Genomic DNA, 26328 nt, shown 5'->3' with positions numbered 1-26328 from the left:
AAAAAAGGGCGGCCGAAGCCGCCCTTGAGTCAATGCTGTCGAACCGGAGTACTCGAGCGATCGACATTTTGTCGGAGGCTTGTCTTGAGGCCTCACTGCGTCTGATCGCGCATCTCCAAGTTGCCCCTAGTCTTGCCGAATGCCAGTTAAGAGATCCTTACCTGGCCGCGCTGTGAGCTACCCCACATTTGAGGTATTGCTCTGATATTGCTGCGTTTCGGGACACTTTTTCGTCAGGAGCGCAGCTGTGGCAGATCGGCGAAGAGGGCAAGCGCTTCCGGATTAGCGAGCGCTTCCTTGTTCTTGACAGGTCGTCCGTGCACCACCTCGCGCACAGCAAGCTCGACGATCTTGCCGGACTTGGTGCGGGGAATGTCGTCCACCTGAATGATCTTGGCCGGGACATGACGCGGCGAGGCGCCGGTGCGGATCTGCGTCTTGATCTTCTTGTCGAGTTCTTCCGTGAGAGACAGGCCTGGCGCAAGGCGCACGAAAAGGACGACCCGGACATCGTCATCCCAGTCCTGGCCGATGCAGATCGCCTCGACCACTTCGTCGAGCTTTTCGACCTGGTTGTAGATCTCGGCCGTTCCGATCCGGACACCGCCAGGATTCAGCGTCGCGTCCGAACGCCCGTGGATGACGATCCCGTCATGCTCGGTCCATTCGGCAAAGTCACCATGGCACCAGGTGTTGTCGAAGCGTTCGAAATAGGCGGCGCGATACTTGGCGCCGTCGGGATCGTTCCAGAACATCACCGGCATGGACGGGAAGGCCTTGGCACAGATGAGTTCGCCCTTCTCACCGCGCACTGGTTTGCCGTCGTCATCCCAGACTTCGACCGCAAGGCCGAGACCCGGCCCCTGGATTTCGCCGCGCCAGACGGGCTTCAGCGGATTGCCGAGCACGAAGCAGGACACGATGTCGGTGCCGCCGGAAATGGAGGCAAGCTGGATGTCGTCCTTGATGCCCTCATAGACGAAGGAGAAGCCCTCCGGCGACAGTGGCGAGCCGGTCGAGGTCATCAGCCTCAGGCTCGACAGATCATGCGAGGACTTCGGCACGAGGCCGCCCTTGCGGACGGCATCGATGTATTTGGCCGATGTGCCGAAGATCGCGAATTTCTCGGTCGCGGCATAGTCGAAGAGGACATTGCCGTCGGGATAGAAGGGCGAGCCGTCATAGAGGCAGAGGGTCGCGCCGCAGGCCAGGCCCGAGACGAGCCAGTTCCACATCATCCAGCCGCAGGTGGTGAAGTAGAAAAGCCGCTCTCCGGCCTCAAGCCCGCAATGGAAACGATGCTCCTTCAGATGCTGCAACAACGTGCCGCCGGCCGAATGAACGATGCATTTCGGCACGCCGGTCGTGCCGGAGGAGAAGAGGATGTAGATCGGATGGGAGAAGGGCAGACGACGATATTCGATGTCCTTGACCGAGAAATCCGTGATGAACTGTTCGAAGCTGCGGCCATCGGCCAAGCGCTCGATCAGCGTTGCCGTGTCCCCGGCATAGGGCACGACGAGTACGGGGACATCGAGCTTGGCGGCGACGGCGACGATCTTGTCGGAGACGTCCTGCCGCTTTCCGCTATACCAATAACCGTCACAGGCGACGAAGAGCTTCGGCTCGATCTGGCCGAAACGGTCAAGCACGCCCTGGTCGCCGAAATCTGGCGAGCAGGATGACCAGATCGCGCCGAGCGAGGTGACGGCCAGCATCAGGGCGACCGTCTCCGGCATGTTCGGCATCATCGCCGCCACACGGTCACCTTCACCAATCCCCATGGCGGACAGCGCCTGCTGCAGGCGAGACACCGTCGCAGTCAGTCGCGACCAGGACCATCGATCAGCGACCTTGTTTTCGCCACGGAAGATCAGCGCATCGCCCTCGCCTGCATGGGCGAGCAGGTTCTCGGCGAAATTCAGTCGCGCTTCGGGAAAAAAGCGGGCCTTGAGCATGTCATCGCCGTCAGACAGTGCCACATCGCCCTTGTCGCCGATGACGCCGCAATAGTCCCAGACGGCAGACCAGAATGCGGCGCGGTCCTCGACGGACCAGCGATGGAAATCATCATAGTCCGCAAAGCTCCTGCCAAGGCGTTCGGCGCACCACTGCATGAACAGGGTGAGCGGCTGCTTCGCCTTGAAGTCTTCAGACGGTGTCCAAAGGGCTTTTTGTCCGGTCATGCTGATCCTCCTTGCAAGCATGGTCTTTCTATAGCATGCGGCAATGCAATATACAGACGCGAGCGGCTTGGAATATGGTCTGACATTTGCACCAGAGGGCAAATTCCTATATCCGCGCAGGAGTTCACGAAACCTCAGGACCTTCAACAGGGCATGCGCAATCCAGGACGTGGCGATCATCCTTCACGCCCCTCCTCCCGCTGGCCGCGTGGCCGCCGCAGGGGCATGATCAAGCTCGCCTTGCTGGTCGCCGCCGTCATCCTGACGGCATCGATCGTCCTTCGGCTCAGCGCCCCCTATCTCGTGTCGAGTTCCGTGGTGCGGTCGGCCATCGCCTCGTCGATCGCAGCCTGGGTCGGACACGAGGTCACGATCGACGATGTTGCCGATATCGGCTTCTGGCCGCAGCCCGAAATCACTTTGACTGGCATCAAGGTTACGCGCGTCACCGACGGTCAAACGGAGACGCTCGGGGAGGTTGACCGGCTTTCGGCACGCTTCGGCCTGATCTCGGCGCTTGCCGGCCGGCCGGACTTCAGCGCCTTTCGCCTGGTGCGCCCGCGTATCCAGGTCTGGCGCGGCGTCGATGGCGGGCTCGACTGGAGCGATCAAGGCGTATTGAGCGATGCCGTCCGCGCGGCAGTGGCCGCCACGTCTGGCGGGCAGACGAACATTCCGGCCGACAAGGCAGAAATCGGAACGGTCGACATTATCGACGGCGAGGTCACGCTGACCGATGTCGCCAGCGGCGCATCTTTCATTGCAAGCGGCGTCAATGCGAACATCGATTGGCCGGGTCTTGCAGCACCTCTGTCCGGCCAAGGGACCTTTCGGCTGGGCGATACTCCGGTTTCGGTCAAGCTACAGACGCCGACACCGCTGGTTCTGATCGGCGGAGCGGCGAGCAGGGTTGACGCCTCCGCCACGATTGCCGACTCAAGCGCAGAGGTTCGGGGAACCGTCAGCCTGCGGGAGGCGAGTGCTGAGAACACTGACATCAATCTTCGCATCTCCGATGTTCCCAAGACGGCTGCGGCCCTTGGCCTTCGCCTTGCCGGCACCGAACGTTGGCGGACCGCCGCCATCAAGGCGCGGGTGACACATGCCGAAGACGAGTGGCGTTTCGAGAATCTCGACTTCGAGATCAACGGCAGCCGCGGTGACGGCATCCTGACACTCAGAAACCGCCCCGGCGACCGGCCCTTGCTGAGCAGTACGCTTGCCATCGACCATCTTCAGCTGGACGATCTGCTTCAGGCCCTGTCTATCAATGTCGGCGACCGGGCGAATGTTCGCCTGCCCGGCCTCACCCGTTGGCTCGACATCGACCTGCGCCTTTCTGCGGCAACGGCTACCTTCGGCGTCTTTCCCATGACCGACCTTGGGGCAAGCCTCATCGGTCGCGGCGACGCGCTGAACCTCGTGATTGCCGACACACGCTTCCTCGGTGGGACCATTGCCGCCCGACTGAGCGGCACCGGTGAAGGTTTCGACAAGGGCGCCGATGTCGCGGTCACCATGACCCGCGTCGATCTCGGAAGTCTGATGTCGCGGCTTTCGCTGGAAGGGGGCCCTTCACTCAAGGGGACCGGATCCGTCGGCTTCAATGCGAAATTGGTCGGCACCGGCTGGCAGCGCAATATCGAGGCCATGTCCGGCAGGCTGACAATCGCGTCGGACAATGGCGTCATTTCCGGCTTCAGCGCGGACGGATTGCGGCGCCTCGCGGCAGACCGAGCCTATTTCCAGCTGAGCGCCACGGGCAATGAGGGCTTCGACTACCGCACGCTGGACATTGCCGTGCGCTTTTCGGACGGCTCAGCCGAGGTCGAGCGGGCTCAAATCGTTGGTGAGCGGCACATGCTCGAGCTGACGGGGATCATCCCTTATAGCCGGCAGGCACTGGCGCTTACGGGCGCGCTTGCGGCTGGCAGCAAGGGCGACCAGACCCCGCCTCCCCTCAGGTTCTTCATTGGCGGCGCCTGGAGCGATCCCGTCATTTCGCCTATCCCCGCTCGGCCCGCCCCAGGACAATAAAGGTCGAAAGCGTCGCTGCCTGACTGTTCCATTCGAAAACTCAAATACTAGAATGGACGAATCACAGGTTGGGGGACGGCTGGTGCACACAGTGCTGTCGGGTTTTCTGAAACTGGCTCTGGCATCGTTGCTGGCCGGCAGCCTGTTGTCCATCTTCGGCATCACGCCCAAATCAGTCATGGACTTCCTGGGGGTGACGGCCGAGGAGCTTCACAATGGCATGGTCTTGGCCTTCGCCTGGGCAGCACCGCGCATGCTGATGGGAGCCGTGGTCATCCTGCCGATCTGGCTGGTCACCTATATCCTGATGCCGCCGCGGGGCTGACGAAGAACCGCTAAACGTTCAGGCCAGTGTGCCTCGTGCGGCGACATGTTCGTCGCGCTGTCGCTGAAGCTCACGCTGTTTCGTCCCGATGGAGGCAATGATGACGCCGATCGTGACGATGCCGATCAGGATGGTGCAGATGGCGTTGATCTCGGGCGTTACGCCGAGGCGGACCTGCGAGTAGATCTTGATCGGCAGTGTCGTGGCGCCCGGCCCCGTGGTGAAGCTCGCGATGACAAGATCGTCCAGGGAAAGCGTGAAAGCCAGCATCCAGCCGGAAATCACGGCCGGAAGGATTAGCGGCAGCGTGACCTTGAAGAAGGTCTTGACCGGCGGGCAGCCGAGGTCCTGCGCTGCCTCTTCCAGGCTCGTGTCGAAGGTGAGCAGACGCGACTGCACGACGATTGCCACATAACACATGGTGAAGGTCGTATGGGCGATGACGACGGTCATCAGGCCGCGATCGACACCGACAGCAACGAAGAGCAAAAGCAGCGAAAGGCCAGTGATGACTTCAGGCATGACGAGCGGTGCATAGACCATGCCGGAGAACAGTAGCCGCCCCTTGAAGCGCGTGTAGCGAACGAGTGTGAGGGCGGCGAGCGTACCGAGGACCGTGCCGAGCGTCGCGCTCAAGAGACCGACCTGGAGTGTCACCCAGGCGGCGCTCATCAGGCCGGCATTGCGCCATATCTCGCCATACCACTTGAGCGAGAAGCCGCCCCAGACTGTCACCAGCTTCGACTCGTTGAAGGAGTAGACCACCAGGATGAGGATCGGGATGTAGAGGAAGGCGAAGCTGAGCGTGAGGATGGTCGCGTCGAATTTTCCGGGTTTCATCGCCGCGCCCTCACACTTTCTGCTGCTGGTTCTGGAAGATCGCGATGGGCACGACCAGAATGAGCAGGAGCAGGACGGCGACGGCTGATGCCAGCGGCCAGTCGCGATTGCCGAAAAACTCCGTCCACAGCGTCTTGCCGATCATTAGCGTATCAGCACCACCCAGCAGATCCGGGATGACGAATTCGCCTGTTATCGGGATGAAGCAGATCATCGAGCCGGCGATCACGCCCGGGATCGAGAGCGGAAAAGTGATCTTCCAGAAGGCCTTCCAGGGCGGGCAGCCGAGATCGCTTGCCGCCTCGAGCAGGGTACTGTCCATCTTTTCCAGAGCCGCATAGAGCGGCAGGACCATGAAGGGCAGATAGGAATAGACGATGCCTATGAAGACGGCGATCTCGGTGCGGAAGATCTGCACCTGACTGCCTTCGTCCATCAGCCCAAGCGACTGCAAAAGCACCGTCAGCAACCCTTCCGGCTTCAGGATGCCGATCCAGGCATAGACGCGGATCAGGAACGAGGTCCAGAAGGGCAGGATGACGAGCATGACCAACGTCGGGCGAATGGTCACGGAAGCGCGCGCCATGGCGAGCGCCATGGGGTAGCCAATCAGCAGCAGAAGCAGGGTCGAAATCAGCGCAATGCGCAGCGACGACAGGTAGGCGTTGACGTAGAGCGGGTCTTCGGTAAGGAAGATGTAGTTCTCAAAATCGAGCTGACTGATGAAGTCGCCGATCGCTGCAAAGCCTTCCAGGACCGGCGTATAGGGCGGCATGGCGATCGCCGTATCCGACAGCGAGATCTTCACGATGATCAGGAATGGCGTCAGGAAGAAGAGTATCATCCACAGATAGGGGATGATCACGACCAGCCATTTCGCTGATCCGGGCTTCGAGGGTGTGACGGTTTCGGCCATTCTTGCCCCCTCAGCGTGTCAGGACAAGGCCGGCATCGGCCGACCAGGACAGCCAGACCATGTCACCGAAGGTGATCGGGCGATCGACGAGGCGCGCGACATTGGCCTGGGCAGCGCGGAACATACGGCCATCGTCGAGACGGACGATGAAGACCGAGAAGTCGCCGAGATAGCCGATGTCCCAGACCTCGCCATGCAAAGCATTTGCCACCGCACCTTCCGGCTGGGTGGTGGAGATGCGCACCTTTTCGGGTCGGATGGCAAAGGCGACGGCGTCGCCCTTGTTCGCCTCACAAGTCTGCTCGACGGTAATTTTCACGCCATCGCTGTCGATGCGGACAAGGTCTTCGCTCCCCTGGCTCTCCTTGGCCTCGACCCGGGCTTCGAGAATGTTGATGTCGCCGATGAAGTCGGCGACGTAACGCGAATTTGGGGCCTCGTAGATTTCCGCCGGTGTGGCGACCTGGACGAGAATGCCCTTGTCCATGACCGCGATGCGGTCCGAGACGGTCATCGCCTCTTCCTGGTCGTGGGTGACGATCAGAAAGGTGAGGCCGAGCTTGGTCTGAATGTCCATGAGCTCGAACTGGGTTTCTTCGCGCAGCTTGCGATCCAGAGCGCCGAGCGGTTCGTCGAGCAGCAGGACCTTCGGACGCTTGGCGAGCGAGCGCGCGAGTGCCACACGCTGGCGCTGACCACCGGAGAGCTGGTTGGGCTTGCGCTTGGCAAACTGTTCGAGCTTGACCAGCTTCAGCATTTCTTGGACGCGCGCGTCGATCTCGCCCCTTGCCAGATTGTCCTGTTCCAGACCGAAGGCGATGTTCTTTTCCACCGACATATGCGGGAAGAGCGCGTAGGACTGGAACATCATGTTGGTCGGGCGCTTGTAGGGCGGCACGCCTGACAGGTCCTGTCCCTGCAGGAGGATGCGACCGGAGGTCGGCTCTTCGAAGCCGGCCAGCATGCGCATCAGCGTGGTCTTGCCGCAGCCGGACGGGCCAAGAAGCGAGAAGAATTCGCGCTCGTAGATATCGAGGCTGAGATCATCGACGGCGACGAAATCGCCGAAGCGCTTCGTGACGTTTTCGAAGCGGATGAATGGAACGGCATCCGGATCGGTCCAAGGAGAAAATTTACGCTTAACAGGCCCCAGTGTCTTCGCCATTACCCGATCCCAGCCGTCTGCTTGTTGCCCCTACACCTAAGCAATTCGCCGGGCGTTTGCGGCGCCCGGCGAATGGTCTTTCATCAGCGACCGGTCTTGATCTGTGTCCAGACCCGGTTCAGCACGCGTTGTTCACGCGGCCCGTAAGGCGAAATCGTGAAGAGCTTGGCCATGACCTCTTCCGGCGGATAGACGGCCGGATTGTCCTTGACCTCAGGATCGAGCAACTCCTTCGAAGCCAGGTTGCCATTGGCATACTGGACGTAATTGGAGGCCTTGGCGATCACGTCGGGACGCATCAGGAAGTTGATGAATTCATGCGCCTCGGCGACGTTCTTGGCATCTGCCGGGATCGCCATGTTGTCGAACCACATGTAGGTGCCTTCCTTCGGGATCACGTAGTTGATCTCGACACCGTTATTGGCCTCCTCCGCACGGGCCTTCGCCTGGAGGATATCGCCCGACCAGCCGATGGTCATGCAGATGTCGCCATTCGCCAGGTCATCGATATAGGCGGAGGAATTGAAGGTGCGGACCGAGGGGCGGATATTCATATAGACTTCGCCGCCGGCCTCGAGGTCAGCCGATTCCTTGCTGTCCGGGTCCTTGCCGATGTAGTTCATCGCGATCGCGAAGGTCTCATCCGACGCGTCGAGGATGTTGACGCCGCAGGACTTCAGCTTCTCGGCATTCTCCGGCTTGAAGATCGCATCCCAGCTGTCGACGGTGAAGTCGGCGCCGAGCGCTTCCTTGACCTTGGCGACATTGTAACCGATGCCCGTCGTGCCCCACATGTAGTTGACGGCATATTCGTTGCCGGGGTCGTATTTTGCGAGGCGCTCGGAGACCATCGGCCAGAGGTTTTGCAGGTTGGTAAGCTTGGACTTGTCGAGCTTCTGGAAGACGCCGGCCTGGATCTGGCGCGCCAGGAACGGCGCCGTCGGGACGACGACATCGTAACCGGAGCCGCCGGCGAGCAGCTTGGTCTCGAGCAGTTCGTTGGAATCGAAAACGTCGTAGACAACCTTGATGCCGGTTTCCTTGGTGAAATCGGCAAGGACGGACTCGTCGATATAGTCGGACCAATTGTAGACGTTGACGACGCGTTCCTGCGCCTGGACAGCCGATGCGATGAAGATCGTCGCCAGGGCCACTGACGCCGTACGAATGAAATGAGCCTTCATTTTTTCTCCTGTTCCAGCCTTGGGGAGCGGAGAGCCCCCTATGCCATTCCCGTTATTTTTTAAGAGACTAGAAAGGAATTGGACGGGCCACAAGCGAAATTCTTCGCAGTCGCGAATGCTTTATCGGGTGTATCAGTTTCATTGGAAATCGAAGGCAGAGAGCCCCGTGACCATCTCATCAAGACCAAGCGGACGGGTGAGCGGCGGCTCGGCGCGCATCAAAAATCATTTTTGCACGCATGCCATTGTCATGCGTGCAAAAATGAGCAACTATGCGTGCAAACAACAGAGGAACTTTCCATGGCTGATGAGCAGCAAGGCAGAGCGAAGGGCGGTCACGCCAGAGCAAATGCAATGACGAAAGAGGAAAGAGCACTCAGCGCAAAGAAGGCCGCAGAAGCCCGCTGGAGCAAGACAATCTCACCCTTAAGCATAGACGACGAGGATCTTCTACCACCTGAGGCAGCGATGCCAATCGCCAGATGGCGAGGCAGCCTAAACATCATTGGCCTCGAAGTTCCATGTTACGTTCTAGACAATGGAGAAAAGATCATTGGCCGAACCTCCGCAACTGAGCTGCTTACAGGAATCAAAGGAGGTGGAGCGCTAGAAAAATACCTAGGGGTTAAAGCACTAGAGCCATTCATAAGCCCTTCCCTAGTCTCGAGCAGAATGGTTCCCTTCCGCCTCCTAGAGGTTGAAGGGCTCGAGAAAGCGGTTAAGGGACTACCAGCGGATCTCATGATCGAGGTGTGCCAAGGATTTGTAGCCGCACTGCAGGCCTCGATGGATCCGGATTCCCCCTTTCCCCCAATGACCGACCGCCAAAAGCAAATGGCCATAAAGGCCAGCATGTTCCTCTCTGCATGCGCGAAGCTGGGCTTGGAGGCGCTGATCGACGAAGCCACCGGGTACCAGTACGAAAGAGCGGAGGACGCCCTTCAAGTAAAGCTACGCGCATTCATCGCAGATGAATTACGCGCGTGGGAGAAAACGTTTCCGGATGAACTTTGGAGTGAGTTTGGACGACTTACAGGCTGGAAAGGTTCCTTGAATAGTCGCCCTAAATGGTGGGGTAAGCTGGTCATCGAAATGATCTACGACACACTCGACCCAGATGTGGCTGAGTATCTAAAAAACAATAAGCCTCCCGCCGGGATTCGCTGGCACAGACAATTAACTGAAAACTTGGGAGTGCGGGCACTGGTATCGAGGTGCTATGAGGTTATCGGAATGGCCAAAACTTGCGACAACATTAGGGACTTAAGAGAGAAAGTCGCCCAACACTACGGACGAACCATGGTGCAGTTTTCGCTGCCACTACCGATGCCACCAGTTCGCAGATAATCGCCCTATTGAAAGTCAAAGGCCGACAGCCCCGTGACCATCTCATCAAGACCGAGCGGACGGGTGAGCGGCGGCTCGGCGCGCGCCAGACAGCCCGACCTTTCGCAGAGCCGACAGGCCGGGCCGATGGCGATTGCCGGCTGCGATCGATCAGGCAAGGCCGCGGCATAGGCCACCTCGTCGCGGCTTGCGGCGTCACAGCCGACCAGGAGTGCCGTGCGCCTTATACGCTCGCCGAAACCGGCCTGCGGACCTTCGAGGGTCCGCGAAATTGTCACGAAGCCGCTGCCATCCGGCATTTCCACCTGCTCGACCAGGACCTGGCCCGGCTGGGCAAAGGCAGCGTGGACATTGAGCTTCGGACAGCCACCGCCGAATTTCGCCTGCGGGAAGCCTGTCGCACCGGCGCGGCGGAAGCGGTTTCCGGCATTGTCGATCTCCATCATGAAGAAGGGCACCCCTGTCGCGCCCGGGCGCTGCAGCATGGTCAGGCGGTTGGCGGCCTGCTCGAAGGAGACATTGAAACGCGCGCGCAGCACGTCGATGTCGTAGCGGGCGCGGATCGCGGCCGAGAGGAAGGCGCCGTAGGGCATCATCAGCGCATGGGCTGTGTAACGGGCGAGTTCGAAGCGAGCAATGCGGCGCGCCTCACCGGAAGACAGCTCCAGCGCATCGAGCTCCGCCTGAACAAGGTCGCTCAGCGCCAGCAGCACGACCTCCATCGCCACTTCGCGCAACTGGTCGAAGGGAGACAGCCGCTCGGAGAGGAAGAGACGCATGGAATGGCGGTCGTATCGGCGGCGCAGCGACGGCATGGTCTGGACCGGCAAGGCGCGAACCACGATGCCATGGGTGGAACGCAGCCAGGCCTTGAGGGCTACGGCGAGATCATCACCGGGCGCGAGGCTCAAGCCCGCATGGAAGGTCTCGGCGGCTTCATCAAGGCGTGCGAAATAGTTGGGCCGGCGTTCGAAGACTTCTCTCACCTCATCGATCGGCAGGCGGGCGCCCGACAGAGAGGTCTCGTGCCCCTCTCTGGCCAGGAGATCAGCGAGGTCGGAAAGCCGGGCCGCCTGCTCACGATAGGCGCGGTAGAGCTTGACGATGCCGCTCGCGGCATTGGGCGCGGCTTCCGCCACTTCGATCAGTTCCTGATCGCCGGGCAGCTCGCCCGACAGCAAGGGATCGGCAAAGACCTCGCGCAGCTGGCTCGTCGATCCACCGGCCTCGCCCTGCAACTCGTCGAGATCGACCTTGTATACGGAGGCCAGCTTCAAGAGCAGCTGGACCGTGAGTGGTCGCTGGTTGCGCTCAATCAGATTAAGATAGGAGGGCGAGATCTCCAGCGCCTCGGCCATAGCCGTCTGAGTGAGACCAAGGCCGTTTCTGATACGGCGGACGCGGGGGCCTGCAAAAATCTTGCGCTCTGCCAATTTACAGCTCCTTTACAAGATTAGACGGGCCAGGCTCGCGCCGGCGCATTGACTATTTTTACAAATTTACACGGGACTTCTGTCAAAGACAAGACAGCCTAACCTCTTTCATCCCGTTGTTTTATCGAATTTTCTGGCCGTCTTTTGCAGTGCGGTGTAAATCTAGTCACATCAGAAGCGGCCAAGCGGCACCCCGAAATCCGGTTGCCCTCCGCTTCCTGCAGTGAACAGGGAGACCCGACATGACTGAATTTTACAATCTTATTCCGAATGCACCCAAGGGCCGCTATGACGGCATCGATCGCCCCTACACTGCAGCCGACGTACAGCGCCTGCGCGGCTCGGTCGAGATCAAGTATACGCTGGCCGAAATGGGCGCCAACCGCCTGTGGCAGCTGATCAACGAAGAGCCCTTCGTCAACGCACTCGGCGCGCTCTCCGGCAATCAGGCCATGCAGATGGTTCGCGCCGGCCTCAAGGCCATCTATCTGTCCGGCTGGCAGGTTGCTGCCGACGCCAACACGGCGTCTGCCATGTATCCCGACCAGTCGCTCTATCCGGCAAATGCCGCACCGGAGCTTGCCAAGCGCATCAACCGCACCCTGCAGCGCGCCGACCAGATCGAGACCCAGGAAGGCAAGGGCCTTTCGGTCGACACCTGGTTTGCCCCGATCGTTGCCGATGCTGAAGCCGGTTTCGGCGGTCCGTTGAACGCCTTCGAGATCATGAAGGCCTTCATCGAAGCCGGCGCAGCGGGCGTCCACTTCGAGGACCAGCTGGCGTCTGAAAAGAAGTGCGGCCATCTCGGCGGCAAGGTTCTGATCCCGACCGCTGCCCATATCCGTAACCTGACGGCTGCCCGTCTGGCTGCCGACATCATGGGCGTCCCGACGCTGATCGTTGCCCGTACCGATGCGGAAGCTGCCAAGCTTTTGACCTCCGACATCGACGAGCGCGACCAGCCCTTCGTCGACTATGATGCCGGCCGCACGGCGGAAGGCTTCTACCAGGTGAAGAACGGCATCGAGCCCTGCATTGCCCGTGCAATCGCCTATGCGCCCTACTGCGACATGATCTGGATGGAGACCGGCAAGCCGGATCTCGAACAGGCCCGCAAGTTTGCCGAGGCCGTGCACAAGGTCCATCCGGGCAAGAAACTCGCCTATAACTGCTCGCCTTCGTTCAACTGGAAGAAGAACCTGGACGACGCGACGATCGCGAAGTTCCAGCGGGAACTCGGTGCGATGGGCTACAAGTTCCAGTTCATCACGCTTGCCGGCTTCCACCAGCTGAACTTCGGCATGTTCGAACTGGCCCGCGGCTACAAGGATCGCCAGATGGCCGCCTATTCGGAGCTGCAGGAGGCGGAGTTCGCCGCTGAGGTCAATGGTTACACCGCGACCAAGCACCAGCGCGAAGTCGGCACCGGTTACTTCGACGCTGTTTCGCTCGCCATCACCGCAGGCCAGTCCTCGACGACCGCGATGAAGGAATCGACCGAGACCGAGCAGTTCAAGCCGGCTGCTGAGTAAAGATCGCACCCTCCCCTTGAGGGGGAGCGTCGGCACGCAGTGCCGGGGTGGGGTGACCACCGCAGTCATCAGAGGTTCACCCCCACCCGCAGCTACGCTGCGACCTCCCCCCTCAAGGGGGAGGTGACTTCAAGAACCCCCAACACCAAGAGGAGAAATGCCATGACACCCCAGACCCGAGTCAAGGAACGCGCCGAAGAACAGTCCTCGGCCATGAGCGCCGATCAGCAGGCGATGATCCGCATGCTGGCCAACGACCTGCACCGTCTCAACCATTCGATCATGAAGGCCGTCGATGCCGGCGTTTCGGTCGAACTCGTCCGCTCCGCCCGCCATCACGGCGGCGACGGCAACTGGGGTGATCTGCTGATCCCCGTCATCGTGACCCAGGGCAGCCATCAGGCCGCCTGAGCAACCAGACATCCCCCGTCCGGCCCCTGACCTCCGGACCGGTTCCCGCACGATGATCGCCTCTGGGGAGGAGTGCCGGTCGTCGTGCGGGTCTTTTCGTTTTGACGCCGAGATCAGCCGCTGGTGCTCGGTCGCCTGCCCGCCAGAATATCCCGATGGGATTTGAGAAGCCTGGCCAGCCGATCGGCGACAGCGCGAATGTCACTTCGATGACGATCGTCGCTGTTCATCACGATCCACTGGCGATGGCGAAGCTCCGGGATCTCCTCGCCGACCCGCTCGAGCGTCGGATCCAGATCACCGACGAAGCAGGGAAGCACGCCGACACCGGCCCCTGCCCTCACCAAATCCCTCAGTGAGCGCGGGCGATTGACCGTCGCGACGATGCGCTCGGGCGCGTGCTGGCGTGGCCAACGCAGATAGGCAGAGACGGCATTCTCGTCATCAACCGCAACCCAGGGCTCTGGCCCCATCCATTCCCTGTTGCGTGCCTTATAGGCGGCATAGGCGACCTCGCCCGCGGGGATCGCGGCCAGGTTGGGCTCTTCAGGTTCAAAGGCGCGGATGCCGATATCGCTCTCCCGATGCGACAGCCTGGCGCGCTGCTCGGCGACATGCAGGTCGATGCGGAACTCGTCGCGCGGGGTGCGGATGACCGCCATGTTCTGGCAAAGCAGCCAGGCGATCCAGGTGCCGAGACTGATGCGGACCAGGGACTGGCCGGCCTTGCCACGTCGCCACTCCTCCACCCGCTTGCTGCCGACTTCGAGCTCAAGGAGGTGTTCGAGAAGCTGGCTGCCATCGCTGGTCAGGCGATAACCGGTCTGACTGCGCAGGAAGAGCTCCCGGCCCAAAGCATGCTCGAGCTCGACCATGCGCCGGCCGAGGGTCGCAGCACTCAGACCCGTGGCTTCTGCTGCGGCCGAAAGTCCGCCATGCCGCGCCACGGCCAGGAATAATTGATAGGCGTCCCAGGTGATGTCTTTCATAGATGAAATACATAACACGATCTTGCGCGTATTTCCCTCCAAAAATGATGGGTAAAAGAGGAGACGGCATCACAACAGGAGATCCGTCATGCACGAAGTTTATGCAGCCCTTGCCATCGCCGCACTGAAACAGGAACGAGGGCAAAACGACAGGTTATCCGAAGACGAGTTCTATGCGCAGTACGGCGAAGCGCCGTGGGAACGCCTTCGGCGCCTCGTTCGAAGAGTGCGCAAAAATCTGGCGCGCGGTGCAGACAAACCGGTCGATCGCGAGACCGATCCGGGCGGGTCTTGTCGTCTGGCCGAGGCCTGATGCAAAAAAGCCCGGCGCGATGACCGGGCTTTTCCGTTTGGCTAAGATGGGACCTCAGGCGGCGCGGTCGACAGACCGCTGACGATCGGATTCGATGCGGAACTGCTGGAGCAGATCGCGAAGGGCATCCGTCTGGGCTGAGAGATCCTGGGTGGCCGCGGTCGCTTCCTCGACCATCGCGGCATTCTGCTGGGTCATCTGGTCCATGCGCCCGACGGCACCATTGACCTCCTGCAGCGCGCCAGACTGCTCGCTGCTTGTCTCGGCGATCTTTTCGATATGCTCGCTGATCATCGCGATCTGGCCGCCGATGCGCGAGAGCACGGTTCCCGTCTGCTGAACGTGGGTGGAGCCGTTTGCCACCTCTTCGGCCGAGCGGTTGATGAGCGCCTTGATTTCCTTTGCGGCACCGGCCGAGCGCTGGGCAAGTTCGCGTACTTCCTGGGCGACGACGGCAAAACCCTTACCGGCTTCACCGGCGCGGGCCGCTTCGACACCGGCATTGAGGGCGAGCAGGTTGGTCTGGAAGGCGATCTCGTCGATCACGCCGATGATGTTGGAGATCTGCCGCGAGGCCTCCTCGATGCGGCCCATGGCGGAAATCGCGCTGCCGACGACGACGACGGATTCGTCGGCGTTCTTCTTGGCTTCACGGACAACGCCGTTCACCATTTCGGCGCGCTCCGAGGACGAGCGGACGGCGGCCGTGATCTCATCGACGGCAGCGGCGGTCTCTTCGAGCGAGGCTGCCTGCTGCTCGGTGCGACGGGCGAGATCGAGCGCAGACTGCGCCATCTGGCGGCCGTTGTTCTGGATCTGGTCAACATTGCCGGAGATCTGATGCATCGTATCGCGAAGGCGCGACAGCGACAGGTTGAAGTCGTTGCGAAGCTGTTCCAGACGTCCGTGGAATCGGCCTTCGATCTCGAAAGAGATATCGCCATTGGCAAGGCGTTCCAGCGCCTGGGCGAGCTTGCCGACGGCATGTTCGATCTCGCGGTCGAGCGCCTGCTTTTCCTCGTCGTTGCGGCGACGCTCGGCTTCCGCTTCCATCTGCTCGCGCTGCCGCTCGGATTCGATTTCGAGCTTGGTGCGGGCATTGGTCTTGAAGACGGCGAGCGCCCGGGCCATGGCGCCGATCTCGTCACCGCGCTTGTCGCCGGCAATACCCGCTTCGAGATCACCTTCCGCAAGGCGCTGCATGGTTGTGGTGATGCGGGTGATCGGACGCTGCAGGGTCAGGACCAGCGCGATACCGCCGATGACGGCGAGCATGACGCCAGCGATCATGGTGCCGATCGACAGGCGGTTGGCTTCCTGGCGCTCGGTGCCGGCAACATCCTTCTGGAGATCGGCAAAGGAGGTGAGCGACGCCCAGATCGCATCCATCGCGCGGCTCGCCTGATCGAAGCTCGCGATACGGTCGGCGCTGGTCTTCACGAGGGCTTCGGTATCGGCGGTGAGCGCGGCAAGCAGCGGCGTGATGGCTGCCGTCAGGCTGTCGTAGAAGGCTTTGTCGGCGATGCTGCCGCCAAGGACGGCGAGGTTGTCGCCGATCAGCTTGATCTGGCGCAGGATCGGTTCGCGGGTCTTGTCGTCCTTCACATTGAGGAAGGTGGCGGTCATGATGCGCAGATCGTAGACGTCAGCGATCAGGGTGCGGCTGCCGACGAGAACATCGGCCGCCTGAACAGCACCGGTTTCGACAGCGGCGAATTTCTGCACGGATTCTGCGTATTTGACGGCGGCACCGGCGCTGAGCGTCGTTTCGAAGCCGCGGAAGCCGGAAATGATCGAGCCAACGGCGCGGCCGTTCTCGAGGCTCATGTCGCCGGTCGCGACTTTTGCCTTGATCTCGTTGATCGAAGCCAGGAGGGCCTTGCCCATGTCCCTGCTTTCAGCGGGCAGTGCATTGGCGATCTTGCGCTGGGTCTTCACCAGCTCAGGCAATTGTTTCTGCAGGTAGGGGAATTGCTCTTCCGGAATACCTGCCGAGAAGAAGCCCTTGAAGACTTCCGAAAGGTGCTTGGCACCCGAAGACAGGCGCTCGGCTTCCTTGAGCGCGCCCTTGGCATCGTTTTCACCACCGACGACGGCGCGCTGCAGTTTCTGCGCTTCGTCCGACACGCGGATCTGCTGCGCCATCAGGCCCGTCAGGTGATCCTGGATCGATGCGGCGAGCTTCAGCTCCGCTTCATGCAGCTGCCAGAGCGCATCGATCTTCTCGTTGACGGCGCCCGTGCCAGCGATCGCCTCGTCGAGGAAGTTGCGCCCCGTGCCGTCGGCACCGATTTCGGAGATGTTCTGCGTGAGCGTCGACTGCTGGGACGCAAGCTGGTCCAGCACGGCGCTGCGCGTTTCCTCAGAGGTCTGATCGAGGAAGTGGGTCATGGCGGCGTTGACGTTTCGGAAGCCGTTCAGCGAACGCATCGTGCCGTTGGAAATTTCCATCCGCTGCTGCAGGAGGCCGGATGCGTAGAGGCCCATGAGACCGACTGCGGTGATCGACAGGACGAAGGGCAGCACAAAGGCCAGGACCTTGGTCGAAATCGAAAAGCGCGACAGTATTTGATCGATCAACATTGTTCCTCCAAACGAAGACGGCATCATTCCTGCGCCGAAACCTTAAAATATGACGGCGCAAACTGTCGCCTTCGCCGTCTACACTCCTACCCAGCAGGAACAGTTGCAGTAAAAGTCTCAAGACGGAGTTAAGGCCAAGGTCAGGCATCCCGAAGCGGGACGGAGATCGGTAATCGAGGAAAAACGGCCACCACCGAAGTGCCGGGGGGCGACAGGGTGGCTGTCGTCAAACCGCGAAAAAGCGATTGGCTGCCACTGACAAGCAGGACCGCAGAGGTGCCTTAGCTAAGGAGACCGAAGGCAAGCGCAGCGAGGGCGCTGGCGGCATAGAGGCAGACGATGCTGACATGGCGCAAACGGGCGCGCTCTTCGTCACGGCTGCGCGTGACGGCAATGGCGATGGCACGGGGCTTGCGGGTCTCATGGTTCATGGGGCGCGGTCCTTGATGCGGCCAGGGAAGTCATGCCCTTGCGGGGCCTTTGGCCGGCCAGACCTCATGTCGCGATATCTGAGGATATCACACCGGCATTCAGGCAGGATGACCGACGCATGTTAACAAGCCCTGAATTACCCGCATAAGCTTGTCCGGAGCGTGAGACTTTGCTCAGACGGCCTCGCCGGCCGCATGGCCCGAGGCCCAAGCCCACTGGAAATTATAGCCTCCCAGCCAGCCGGTGACGTCGACGCACTCCCCGATGAAGTAGAGGCCCGGCACGGTTTTCGCCTGCATGCTGCGACTGTCGAGCGCGTCGGTGTCGACGCCGCCGAGCGTCACTTCGGCCGTGCGGTAGCCTTCCGATCCCGCAGGCTTGATCGGCCAGCGGCGGATGCGCTCGGAAAGCGATGACAAGGCCTTGTCGGGGAGATCAGCGAGCGGACGTTCCAGCTTGGCGGTCTCCGCGAGATATTGAGCGAGGCGCTTGGGCAGATGTTGGGCAAGCACGGTCTGGACCTGCTGGCGGCCGTTTTCGCGCTTTGCCGCCTTCAGGAGTTCCACGAAATCGGTCTCGGGCTGCAGCGAGAGCAGGATCTCGTCGCCTTCCCGCCAATAGCTGGAGATCTGCAGGATGGACGGGCCGGACAGTCCGCGATGGGTAAAGAGGAGCGCCTCATGGAAGCGGGTCTTGCCGCAGGCGACATCGGCATCGACGGCGACGCCCGAGAGCTCCGACAGTTCGCCCAGGAGATTGGGCTCGAGCGTGAGGGGCACGAGAGCGGGCCGTGTCTCGGTGACGGGCAGGCTAAACTGCTCGGCGATGCGATAGGCAAAGCCGGTCGCGCCCATCTTGGGGATCGACTTGCCGCCTGATGCCATCACCAGGCTGGTCGCAAGGATCGGGCCTTCGCTGGTGGAGAGCCGGAAACCGTCCGGTCCCTTCTCCAGTTCGGAGATCTCGCAGGAGAGTTTCAAGTCGACATGCACCGCGCGCATCTCCTCTAGAAGCATGCGGATGATGTCTTTCGCGCTGTCATCGCAGAAGAGCTGGCCGAGGGTCTTTTCGTGCCATGCGATCTTGTGGCGGTCGACCATGGCGATGAAGTCTGACGGTGTGTAGCGGGCCAGCGCCGACTTGGCGAAATGCGGGTTCTGCGAGATGTAGTTCTTCGGCGTGGCATGGATGTTGGTGAAGTTGCAGCGGCCGCCGCCTGAGATGCGGATCTTCTCGCCCGGGGCCTTGGCGTGGTCGAGGACGATGACGGATTTGCCACGCCGGCCGGCGGTAAAGGCCGCCATCATGCCGGCGGCACCGGCTCCGATGATCGCGACGTCGTAGTTGCTGGCCATGCTGATGCTCCCGGGGATCTGCCGCCTGTCTCGACAAACTTATGATCAAAGTCAACGCGTCCGGCTGGCCAAAGGCCAAAGTCTGGCTATGATGACCCGCATCAACAACCAACCGGTGAGACATGCCCGCGAAGAAATCCATGATGAGATCCCACAGTGCTCCCTCCAAGAAGGCGGTGATCCCGCCGGATCCCGGATCCAAGCGCGGCGTCTCGAACTGGAAGGAAGCGGCCACCTGGCTGAGAGCCCGCGGCATCGAGGATATCGAATGCATCACGCCTGACTTAGCCGGCGTTCCGCGCGGCAAGATGATGCCGTCGTCGAAATTCACCTCGAACACGTCGCTGGCTCTCCCCTCGGCGCTCTATCGCCATACGATCTCCGGCGAATATCCTGACGAAACGGCGAATTTTCGCTACGAGCCGCGCGACAGCGATCTGAAGCTCTTGCCGGATCTTTCGACGCTTTCAGTCGTGCCGTGGGAAACGGATCCGACCGCACAGGTGATCTGCGACATCGTCAATGTGGACGGGGAGAACGTCTCCTACACGCCGCGCAATGTCTTGAAGAACGTGCTGCGCCTTTACGACGAAAAGGGCTGGAAGCCGGTCGTTGCGCCGGAAATCGAGTTCTATCTCGTCGCGATGAACGACGACCCGGACTATCCGCTGCATCCGCCGAAGGGTCGCTCCGGTCGTTCGATCATCGGCGGCCAGGGGTATTCGATCGCCGCGATCAACGAGTTCGACGAGTTGATCGACGACATCTATCACTTCTCAGAGAAGCAGGGGCTGGAGATCGACACCCTAATTCATGAGGAGGGTCCGGCACAGCTGGAAATCAACCTGCGACACGGCAATCCGATCGAGCTTGCTGATCAGGTCTTCATGTTCAAGCGCACGATCCGCGAAGCGGCGCTCAAGCATGGGATCTATGCGACCTTCATGGCAAAGCCCATGCAGGGCCAGCCGGGATCGGCGATGCATATCCACCAGTCGGTGGTCGACGCCAAGACGGGCAAGAACATCTTCTCCAACCCCGACGGCTCTGCCTCGCCGGAATTCTTCCACTTCATCGGCGGCATGCAGAAATATGTGCCGAGCTCGCTTGTCATGCTGGCGCCTTACGTGAATTCCTACCGTCGCCTGACGCCTGACATGGCCGCGCCCGTCAACAACGCCTGGGGTTACGACAACCGCACGACGGCCTTCCGCGTGCCGGTTTCGGATTCCGCGGCACGGCGCGTCGAAAACCGCCTGCCGAGTTCGGATGCCAATCCGTATCTCGCGCTCGCGGCGTCGCTTGCCTGCGGCTATCTCGGCATCGTCAAGGAAATCGAGCCGACGGCTGCGGCAGAAGGTTCGGCCAATGAAGGCTCCGTCGACCTGCCGCGCGGCCTCCTGGAAGCCGTCGCCCTGCTCGAGGGTGAAACCGACTTCCACGAGGTCTTCGGTTCGGAGTTCGTCGGCCTCTATGCCGGCGTGAAGCGCGGCGAGTTCGAGACCTTCATGCAGGTGATCAGCCCGTGGGAACGCGAATTCCTCCTGCTCAACGTATGAGGGAGGCGAACCCATGACATGGCAAAGCCCGATCGCGCCGGGGATCTCCTGGTATCAGGCAAGTGTGGGCGAGCGGCCGGAATATCCGGCCCTCGACGGCTCTGTCTCCACTGACGTCGCCATCATCGGTGGCGGCTTCACAGGTCTGCAGGCGGCCTTCAATCTCGCACGCCTGGGGGTCTCAGTTGTCCTGATCGAGGGAAGCCGGTTCGGGGACGGCGCTTCGGGGCGCAATGGCGGGCAGCTCGGCACCGGCCAAAGGGCCTGTCCTGGCGAGTTGGAAGCAGAGCTCGGTTTCGAGCGGTCGAAGGCGCTCTTCGACATGGCGGAAAACGCCAAGCACTACCTGCTGGACTTCGCCGAGCAGCACGGCATCGATATCGAATATATGCCCGGCCAGTTGAACGTAGCGCACAAGCGCGGCTGGGAATCGGATTATCGGCACGATGCCGAGATCATGGCTGTGCGTTACGGCTATCCGCATATCTCCTTCATGGACCGGGAAGAGACGCATGAGCGTGTCGGTTCGACGCGGTATCATTACGGGGTGCGCGATACCGGCACGGGGCATATCCATCCGCTGAAGCTGCTTGTCGGCCTCGCACGCGTGGCCCATCAGGCCGGCGCCAGGATCCACGAGATGACACCGGCAAGCGCCATTCGCCAGGAAGGCGGCAAGACCGTGATCGACACGGCGCGCGGCACCATCACCGCCAACCGGCTACTGATCGCGACCAATGCCTATATCGGCAACCTGGAACCGGTAACGGCATCGCATGTGATGCCGATCCGCTCCTTCATCGGAGCGACCGAATCGCTGAGCAAATTCCCGCAGGTGCTCAAGGGCTCCGAGGCCGTGGCCGACAGTCGCTTTGTGGTGCGCTACTTCCGCAAGAGCCGCGACGGACGGCTGCTGTTCGGCGGGCGCGAGGCCTATACCGCCGACAGTCCCCGCGACATCTCGACCCATATCCGCCGGCAGATCGCCGAGATCTATCCCGATCTCAAGAACATCGAGATCACCCATGGCTGGGGTGGCTCGGTCGGCATTACCCTGCCGCGCAAACCTTTTGCCCGGGACGTGATGCCCGGCGTGACATCGCTCGCCGGCTATTCCGGGCATGGCGTGATGCTGTCGAACTACTGCGGCAAGATGTATGCCGACATGGTGGCCGGCAATGCCCGAGAGCTCGACGTGCTCAAGGACCTGAAGATCCCGCCCTTCCCCGGCGGCGCCAGCCTGCGCAAGCCGCTGCTGTTCCTCGCGCTCACCTGGTATGCGCTCCGGGACCGGTTCTGACACCTAGGTGCAACTTGCCGGTGCCATTCATACTGGGTGCCGACTGGTGAGTTTGATTGTCGCAGAACACGCTTTGTTCATCCTGCTGGCGGCATGCAAAGACAATTTCCGCCGGGCCGGGGTGGCTTTTTTAAATCGATTAGATTAGAACCTGTCCAACGAATTTGCCGAACGAGAGATGCGCATGAGCAGCCAGATCATCCCCGTTGAACCCTTTGACTACGTCGTCTTCGGCGGCACCGGCGACTTGGCCGAGCGCAAGCTTCTGCCGGCTCTGTTCCACCGCCAGCTCGCGGGTCAGTTGACGGAGCCGACCCGTATCATCGGTGCCTCGCGCACGGCGATGACGCATGAGGAATATCGCAAGTTCACGCTCGACGCGCTTCATGAGCACCTGAAGGCCGAGGAGCTGGAAGAGAGCGAAGTCGCGAAGTTTCTCGACCGCGTCCATTACGTCTCAGTCGATGCCAAGTCGGACCAGGGCTGGGAAGATCTGAAGAAGCTGCTCGACCAGGGCAAGGATATCGTTCGGGCCTTCTATCTCGCCGTGTCCCCATCGATCTTCGGCGATATCGCCGACAAGATCCGCGACCACAAGCTGATCACCAAGTCGACCCGCATCGTCGTTGAAAAGCCGATCGGCCGCGATCTCGCCTCGGCGCAGATCCTCAACGACACGATCGGCAAGGTGTTCAAGGAAGATCAGATCTTCCGTATCGACCACTATCTCGGCAAGGAGACGGTGCAGAACCTGATGGCGCTGCGCTTTGCCAACGCGCTTTACGAGCCACTGTGGAATTCTGCCCATATCGACCATGTGCAGATCACGGTTGCCGAATCCGTCGGCCTCGAAGGTCGCGTCACCTATTACGACAAGGCCGGCGCACTGCGTGACATGGTGCAGAACCATATCCTGCAGCTTCTCTGCCTGGTCGCCATGGAAGCTCCCTCCTCGCTCGACGCGGAAGCTGTGCGCGACGAAAAGCTCAAGGTGCTGCGCTCGCTGAAGCCGATCACGCCTAACAATGTCGAGAAGCTGACCGTGCGCGGCCAGTATCGCGCTGGCGCTTCCGCCGGTGGCGCCGTCAACGGATACCAGGAAGAACTCGGGGCGACGTCGGACACGGAGACCTTCGTCGCGATCAAGGCCGAGATCAACAACTGGCGCTGGGCAGGCGTGCCCTTCTACCTCAGAACCGGCAAGCGCCTGGCAACCCGCATGTCGGAAATCGTCATCACCTTCAAGCCGATCCCACATTCGATCTTCGGCGACGCGGCCGGCCGCATCGAGGCCAACAAGCTCGTCATCCGCCTGCAGCCGGACGAAGGCGTCAAGCAGTGGCTGATGATCAAGGATCCGGGCCCGGGCGGCATGCGCCTGCGCCATGTGTCGCTCGACATGAGCTTTGCCCAGGCCTTCGACGTGCGCAATCCGGATGCCTATGAGCGCCTGTTGATGGACGTCATCCGTTCGAACCAGACGCTGTTCATGCGCCGCGACGAAGTCGAAGCAGCATGGAATTGGTGCGATCCGATCCTCAAATCCTGGGAAGAGATCGGCCAGAAGGCGCAGGGCTATACGTCCGGAACCTGGGGTCCGAGTCAGGCCATTGCGCTGATCGAGCGTGACGGCCGCACCTGGCACGAAATCGACTGAGGCCGGGGCGGATGGCACATCACATGAAGACATTCGAGACAGGCGCGGCTCTTGCGGCCGGGCTTGCCGATGCCGTGGCCTCTGCGCTCTCCGGTGCGATCGCGAACAAGGGTGCGGCAACGCTTGCCGTTTCCGGTGGCTCGACGCCCAAGGCCTTCTTCGAAGCGCTGTCGACGCGGACTCTCGATTGGCCGAAGGTCAAGATCACGCTGGTCGACGAGCGGTTCGTGGACGAAGACAATCCGCGCTCGAACCATCTGCTGGTCAAGACGCATCTTTTGAAGAACGAAGCGGCAGCAGCCGAGTTCGTGCCGCTCTATCGCCCGGAAGAGACCATCGAGGAAGCGGCGAAGACGGCATCGGGCATCGTGCCCGGCATGACCGAGCCCTTCGACGTCGCGATCCTCGGCATGGGGACGGACGGGCACACAGCCTCCTTCTTTCCGGGCGGCGATCATCTGGATGCAGCGCTCGATCTTTCACAGCCGCGCCGCGTCATGACCATGGAAGCGCCGGGTGCTGGCGAAGCCCGCTTGACGCTCTCCTTTTCCGCGCTTCACGATGCCGTCCTTCTGGTCGTGCATATCGAAGGGGCTGAAAAGAAAGCCGTACTGGACAAGGCATTGGCCGGCATGGACGAAAAAGACATGCCGATCAGGGCCGTTCTTGAACGGGCCCGGACGACGCCCGACATCTATTGGGCGCCCTGAGGGCAGAGCCCTTGCCTGCCGGCAGTGTTCGGCAGGTTGATGCGCATATGACGAGTTTCCCGGCCGACGAGGCCTTTGCGCGATGTGCGCCCTTAAGCGCCCGCGCCAGATGAGGAGCCATATCCGATGACTGCAGACAGCCGTATCGAAGCCATCACCAAGCGGATCGTCGAGCGTTCCAAGCCGACCCGCGAAGCCTATCTCGACCGCACGCGCCGGGCGATCTCCAAGGGCGTGCATCGCTCGACACTGTCCTGTGGCAACCTCGCCCATGGCTTCGCGGTCTGTTCGCCCAGGGACAAGGAAGCGCTGGCCGGCGACGTGGTGCCGAACCTCGGCATCATCACCGCCTATAACGACATGCTCTCGGCCCACCAGCCCTTCGAGACCTATCCGGCCCTGATCCGCCAGGCCGCCTCTGAAGTCGGTGGCGTGGCACAGGTGGCGGGTGGCGTTCCAGCGATGTGCGACGGCGTCACCCAAGGACAGCCGGGCATGGAACTCTCGCTGTTCTCCCGCGATGCGATCGCCATGTCGGCGGCCATCGGCCTCTCTCACAACATGTTCGATGCAGCCGTCTATCTCGGCGTCTGCGACAAGATCGTGCCAGGCCTGATGATCGCGGCACTCACCTTCGGCCACCTCCCCTCGGTGTTCATCCCGGCCGGACCGATGACCACAGGCCTGCCAAACGACGAGAAGTCGCGCATCCGCCAGCTCTATGCCGAGGGCAAGGTGGGACGCGCCGAGCTGCTCGAAGCCGAGTCCAAGTCCTATCACGGCCCTGGCACCTGCACCTTCTACGGTACGGCCAATTCCAACCAGATGCTGATGGAGATCATGGGTTTCCATCTGCCCGGCGCTTCCTTCATCAATCCCGGCACGCCGCTGCGCGATGCGTTGACCAAGGAAGCGACCAAGCGGGCGCTCGCCATCACGGCTCTCGGCAACGAGTTCACACCGGCCGGCGAGATGATCGACGAACGCTCGATCGTCAACGGCGTCGTCGGCCTGCATGCCACGGGCGGCTCGACCAATCACACGATCCACCTGATCGCCATGGCGCGCGCAGGCGGCATCCAGCTCACCTGGCAGGACATCTCGGAGCTCTCGGACATCGTGCCGCTGCTCGCGCGCGTCTATCCGAACGGGCTTGCCGACGTGAACCATTTCCATGCCGCCGGTGGCATGGGCTTCCTGATCAAGCAACTGCTTAAGGCCGGCTACGTGCATGACGATGTCCGCACCGTCTATGGTCAGGGTCTGGCTGCCTATACGATCGACCCGAAGCTCGCCGACGACGGCACCGTCCACCGCGAGCCGGCCGCGGACGTGAGTGCCGATCCGAAGGTGCTGACGACGATCGACAAGCCCTTCCAGGCCAATGGCGGCCTGAAAATGCTGACCGGCAATATCGGCAAAGCCGTCATCAAGATCTCGGCGGTCAAGCCGGAGCGTCACGTTATCGAGGCTCCCGCAATCGTCTTCAACGATCAGCAGGAACTGCAGGATGCCTTCAAGGCCGGCAAGCTGGAGCGCGACTTCGTCGCGGTTGTCCGCTTCCAAGGACCGAAGGCGAACGGCATGCCGGAACTGCACCGCCTGACGCCACCGCTTGGCGTGTTGCAGGATCGCGGCTTCAAGGTCGCACTTGTGACCGACGGCCGCATGTCCGGCGCGTCGGGCAAGATCCCGGCAGCGATCCATCTGACGCCGGAAGCCGTCGACGGCGGTGCGATCGCCAGGATCAAGGACGGCGACATGGTGCGGCTGGATGCCATTGCCGGCACGCTCGAAGTTCTGGTCGATGCGGCTGACTTCGACGCCCGACCGCTTGCCACCACCAATCTCGACGACAATGAGTTCGGCATGGGCCGTGAGCTGTTTGCCAGCTTCCGCCGGATTGCCGGACCTGCCGACCAGGGCGCAAGCGTCCTGTTCTAAGCGCCTCAATTCTTAGAGTTAAGCTCAAGGGCCGCGAGCAATCGCGGCCTTTTGTCTATTCAGATTGACAGTTCTCGTTCGGTAGCGTCAACGCCACTGGTCATTTTAAC

At 61.4% G+C, this 26328-nt stretch carries 21 protein-coding genes; 11 read left to right on the top strand and 10 right to left on the bottom strand.

The features are described 5' to 3' along the window. Positions 1-233: 233 nt before the first annotated feature. Positions 234-2117, bottom strand: coding sequence for an acetoacetate--CoA ligase (locus QWE_RS12155; protein ID WP_420804556.1), 1884 nt, complete (start codon positions 2115-2117; stop codon positions 234-236). A 222-nt stretch (positions 2118-2339) separates the two neighbouring features. On the opposite strand from QWE_RS12155, the gene QWE_RS12150 reads away from it, so the two are divergent. Both QWE_RS12150 and QWE_RS12145 read left to right on the top strand, forming a co-directional pair. After that, a complete protein-coding gene (locus QWE_RS12150; protein WP_040300095.1) occupies positions 2340-4223 on the top strand; it encodes an AsmA family protein in 1884 nt (627 codons plus the stop codon). A gap of 52 nt (positions 4224-4275) precedes the next feature. Beyond that, positions 4276-4548: a DUF6460 domain-containing protein gene (locus tag QWE_RS12145; RefSeq protein WP_085942934.1), complete on the top strand. Its 273-nt coding sequence runs from the start codon at positions 4276-4278 to the stop codon at positions 4546-4548. An 18-nt stretch (positions 4549-4566) separates the two neighbouring features. On the opposite strand, the gene QWE_RS12140 is transcribed toward QWE_RS12145, so the two are convergent. The 4 genes from QWE_RS12140 to QWE_RS12125 form a co-directional block, all read right to left on the bottom strand. Further along, the gene (locus QWE_RS12140; RefSeq protein WP_006726423.1) at positions 4567-5388 is read right to left on the bottom strand and encodes an ABC transporter permease; all 822 of its coding nucleotides are present in this window, start codon (positions 5386-5388) and stop codon (positions 4567-4569) included. A 10-nt stretch (positions 5389-5398) separates the two neighbouring features. After that, on the bottom strand, positions 5399-6304 hold the full coding sequence (locus tag QWE_RS12135) for an ABC transporter permease subunit (RefSeq protein ID WP_006726422.1): 906 nt from the start codon (positions 6302-6304) through the stop codon (positions 5399-5401). A 10-nt stretch (positions 6305-6314) separates the two neighbouring features. Further along, positions 6315-7469 carry an ABC transporter ATP-binding protein gene (locus QWE_RS12130; RefSeq protein ID WP_006726421.1) on the bottom strand — a complete coding sequence of 385 codons (1155 nt, stop codon included), beginning with the start codon at positions 7467-7469 and terminating at the stop codon, positions 6315-6317. An 83-nt stretch (positions 7470-7552) separates the two neighbouring features. Continuing rightward, positions 7553-8653 (bottom strand): polyamine ABC transporter substrate-binding protein, encoded by a 1101-nt coding sequence (locus tag QWE_RS12125; RefSeq protein WP_006726420.1) that lies wholly within the window; start codon positions 8651-8653, stop codon positions 7553-7555. A 300-nt stretch (positions 8654-8953) separates the two neighbouring features. Between QWE_RS12125 and QWE_RS12120 the strand changes: the two genes are divergently transcribed. Then, positions 8954-10000, top strand: a complete 1047-nt coding sequence (locus QWE_RS12120) for a P63C domain-containing protein (RefSeq protein ID WP_006726418.1) — start codon at positions 8954-8956, stop codon at positions 9998-10000. A gap of 5 nt (positions 10001-10005) precedes the next feature. Here the strand turns inward: QWE_RS12120 and QWE_RS12115 are convergent, their stop codons facing one another. Beyond that, on the bottom strand, positions 10006-11433 hold the full coding sequence (locus QWE_RS12115) for a helix-turn-helix domain-containing protein (RefSeq protein WP_006726417.1): 1428 nt from the start codon (positions 11431-11433) through the stop codon (positions 10006-10008). A gap of 242 nt (positions 11434-11675) precedes the next feature. Here QWE_RS12115 and aceA point away from each other — a divergent pair, with 242 nt between their 5' ends. After that, positions 11676-12965, top strand: a complete 1290-nt coding sequence (aceA, locus tag QWE_RS12110) for an isocitrate lyase (RefSeq protein WP_006726416.1) — start codon at positions 11676-11678, stop codon at positions 12963-12965. Between the two features lie 162 nt (positions 12966-13127). Further along, positions 13128-13376 carry an SMc00767 family acetate metabolism repressor gene (locus QWE_RS12105; protein WP_006726415.1) on the top strand — a complete coding sequence of 83 codons (249 nt, stop codon included), beginning with the start codon at positions 13128-13130 and terminating at the stop codon, positions 13374-13376. 113 nt (positions 13377-13489) lie between these two features. Here the strand turns inward: QWE_RS12105 and QWE_RS12100 are convergent, their stop codons facing one another. Further along, positions 13490-14365, bottom strand: coding sequence for a LysR family transcriptional regulator (locus QWE_RS12100; RefSeq protein ID WP_006726414.1), 876 nt, complete (start codon positions 14363-14365; stop codon positions 13490-13492). Between the two features lie 88 nt (positions 14366-14453). Between QWE_RS12100 and QWE_RS12095 the strand changes: the two genes are divergently transcribed. Then, positions 14454-14678, top strand: a complete 225-nt coding sequence (locus tag QWE_RS12095) for a hypothetical protein (RefSeq protein WP_006726413.1) — start codon at positions 14454-14456, stop codon at positions 14676-14678. A 54-nt stretch (positions 14679-14732) separates the two neighbouring features. Here QWE_RS12095 and QWE_RS12090 read toward each other — a convergent pair whose 3' ends face one another. From QWE_RS12090 to QWE_RS12085, 3 genes are all read right to left on the bottom strand, one after another. Then, positions 14733-17261 (bottom strand): methyl-accepting chemotaxis protein, encoded by a 2529-nt coding sequence (locus tag QWE_RS12090; RefSeq protein WP_006726412.1) that lies wholly within the window; start codon positions 17259-17261, stop codon positions 14733-14735. A 281-nt stretch (positions 17262-17542) separates the two neighbouring features. Then, complete coding sequence (locus QWE_RS25275) at positions 17543-17692, bottom strand: hypothetical protein (protein ID WP_157790709.1); 150 nt, start codon at positions 17690-17692, stop codon at positions 17543-17545. A 174-nt stretch (positions 17693-17866) separates the two neighbouring features. Beyond that, complete coding sequence (locus QWE_RS12085; protein ID WP_006726411.1) at positions 17867-19048, bottom strand: BaiN/RdsA family NAD(P)/FAD-dependent oxidoreductase; 1182 nt, start codon at positions 19046-19048, stop codon at positions 17867-17869. A gap of 122 nt (positions 19049-19170) precedes the next feature. Here QWE_RS12085 and QWE_RS12080 point away from each other — a divergent pair, with 122 nt between their 5' ends. The 5 genes from QWE_RS12080 to edd all read left to right on the top strand — a co-directional run bounded on the left by QWE_RS12080 (position 19171) and on the right by edd (position 26218). Continuing rightward, the gene (locus QWE_RS12080) at positions 19171-20607 is read left to right on the top strand and encodes a glutamine synthetase family protein (RefSeq protein ID WP_040300092.1); all 1437 of its coding nucleotides are present in this window, start codon (positions 19171-19173) and stop codon (positions 20605-20607) included. Positions 20608-20620: 13 nt separating this feature from the next. Beyond that, complete coding sequence (locus QWE_RS12075; protein ID WP_006726409.1) at positions 20621-21907, top strand: NAD(P)/FAD-dependent oxidoreductase; 1287 nt, start codon at positions 20621-20623, stop codon at positions 21905-21907. A 184-nt stretch (positions 21908-22091) separates the two neighbouring features. Beyond that, a complete protein-coding gene (gene zwf / locus QWE_RS12070) occupies positions 22092-23564 on the top strand; it encodes a glucose-6-phosphate dehydrogenase (RefSeq protein ID WP_006726408.1) in 1473 nt (490 codons plus the stop codon). 11 nt (positions 23565-23575) lie between these two features. Beyond that, positions 23576-24274, top strand: a complete 699-nt coding sequence (pgl, locus tag QWE_RS12065; protein ID WP_006726407.1) for a 6-phosphogluconolactonase — start codon at positions 23576-23578, stop codon at positions 24272-24274. Positions 24275-24400: 126 nt separating this feature from the next. Beyond that, positions 24401-26218 (top strand): phosphogluconate dehydratase, encoded by a 1818-nt coding sequence (gene edd / locus QWE_RS12060; RefSeq protein WP_006726406.1) that lies wholly within the window; start codon positions 24401-24403, stop codon positions 26216-26218. The last annotated feature ends 110 nt before the right edge of the window (positions 26219-26328 follow it).

The sequence above is a fragment of the Agrobacterium albertimagni AOL15 genome (genome assembly GCF_000300855.1).
GTDB classification, from domain to species: Bacteria; Pseudomonadota; Alphaproteobacteria; order Rhizobiales; family Rhizobiaceae; genus Allorhizobium; species Allorhizobium albertimagni.
This window is presented reverse-complemented; position numbering and strand designations above follow the sequence as displayed.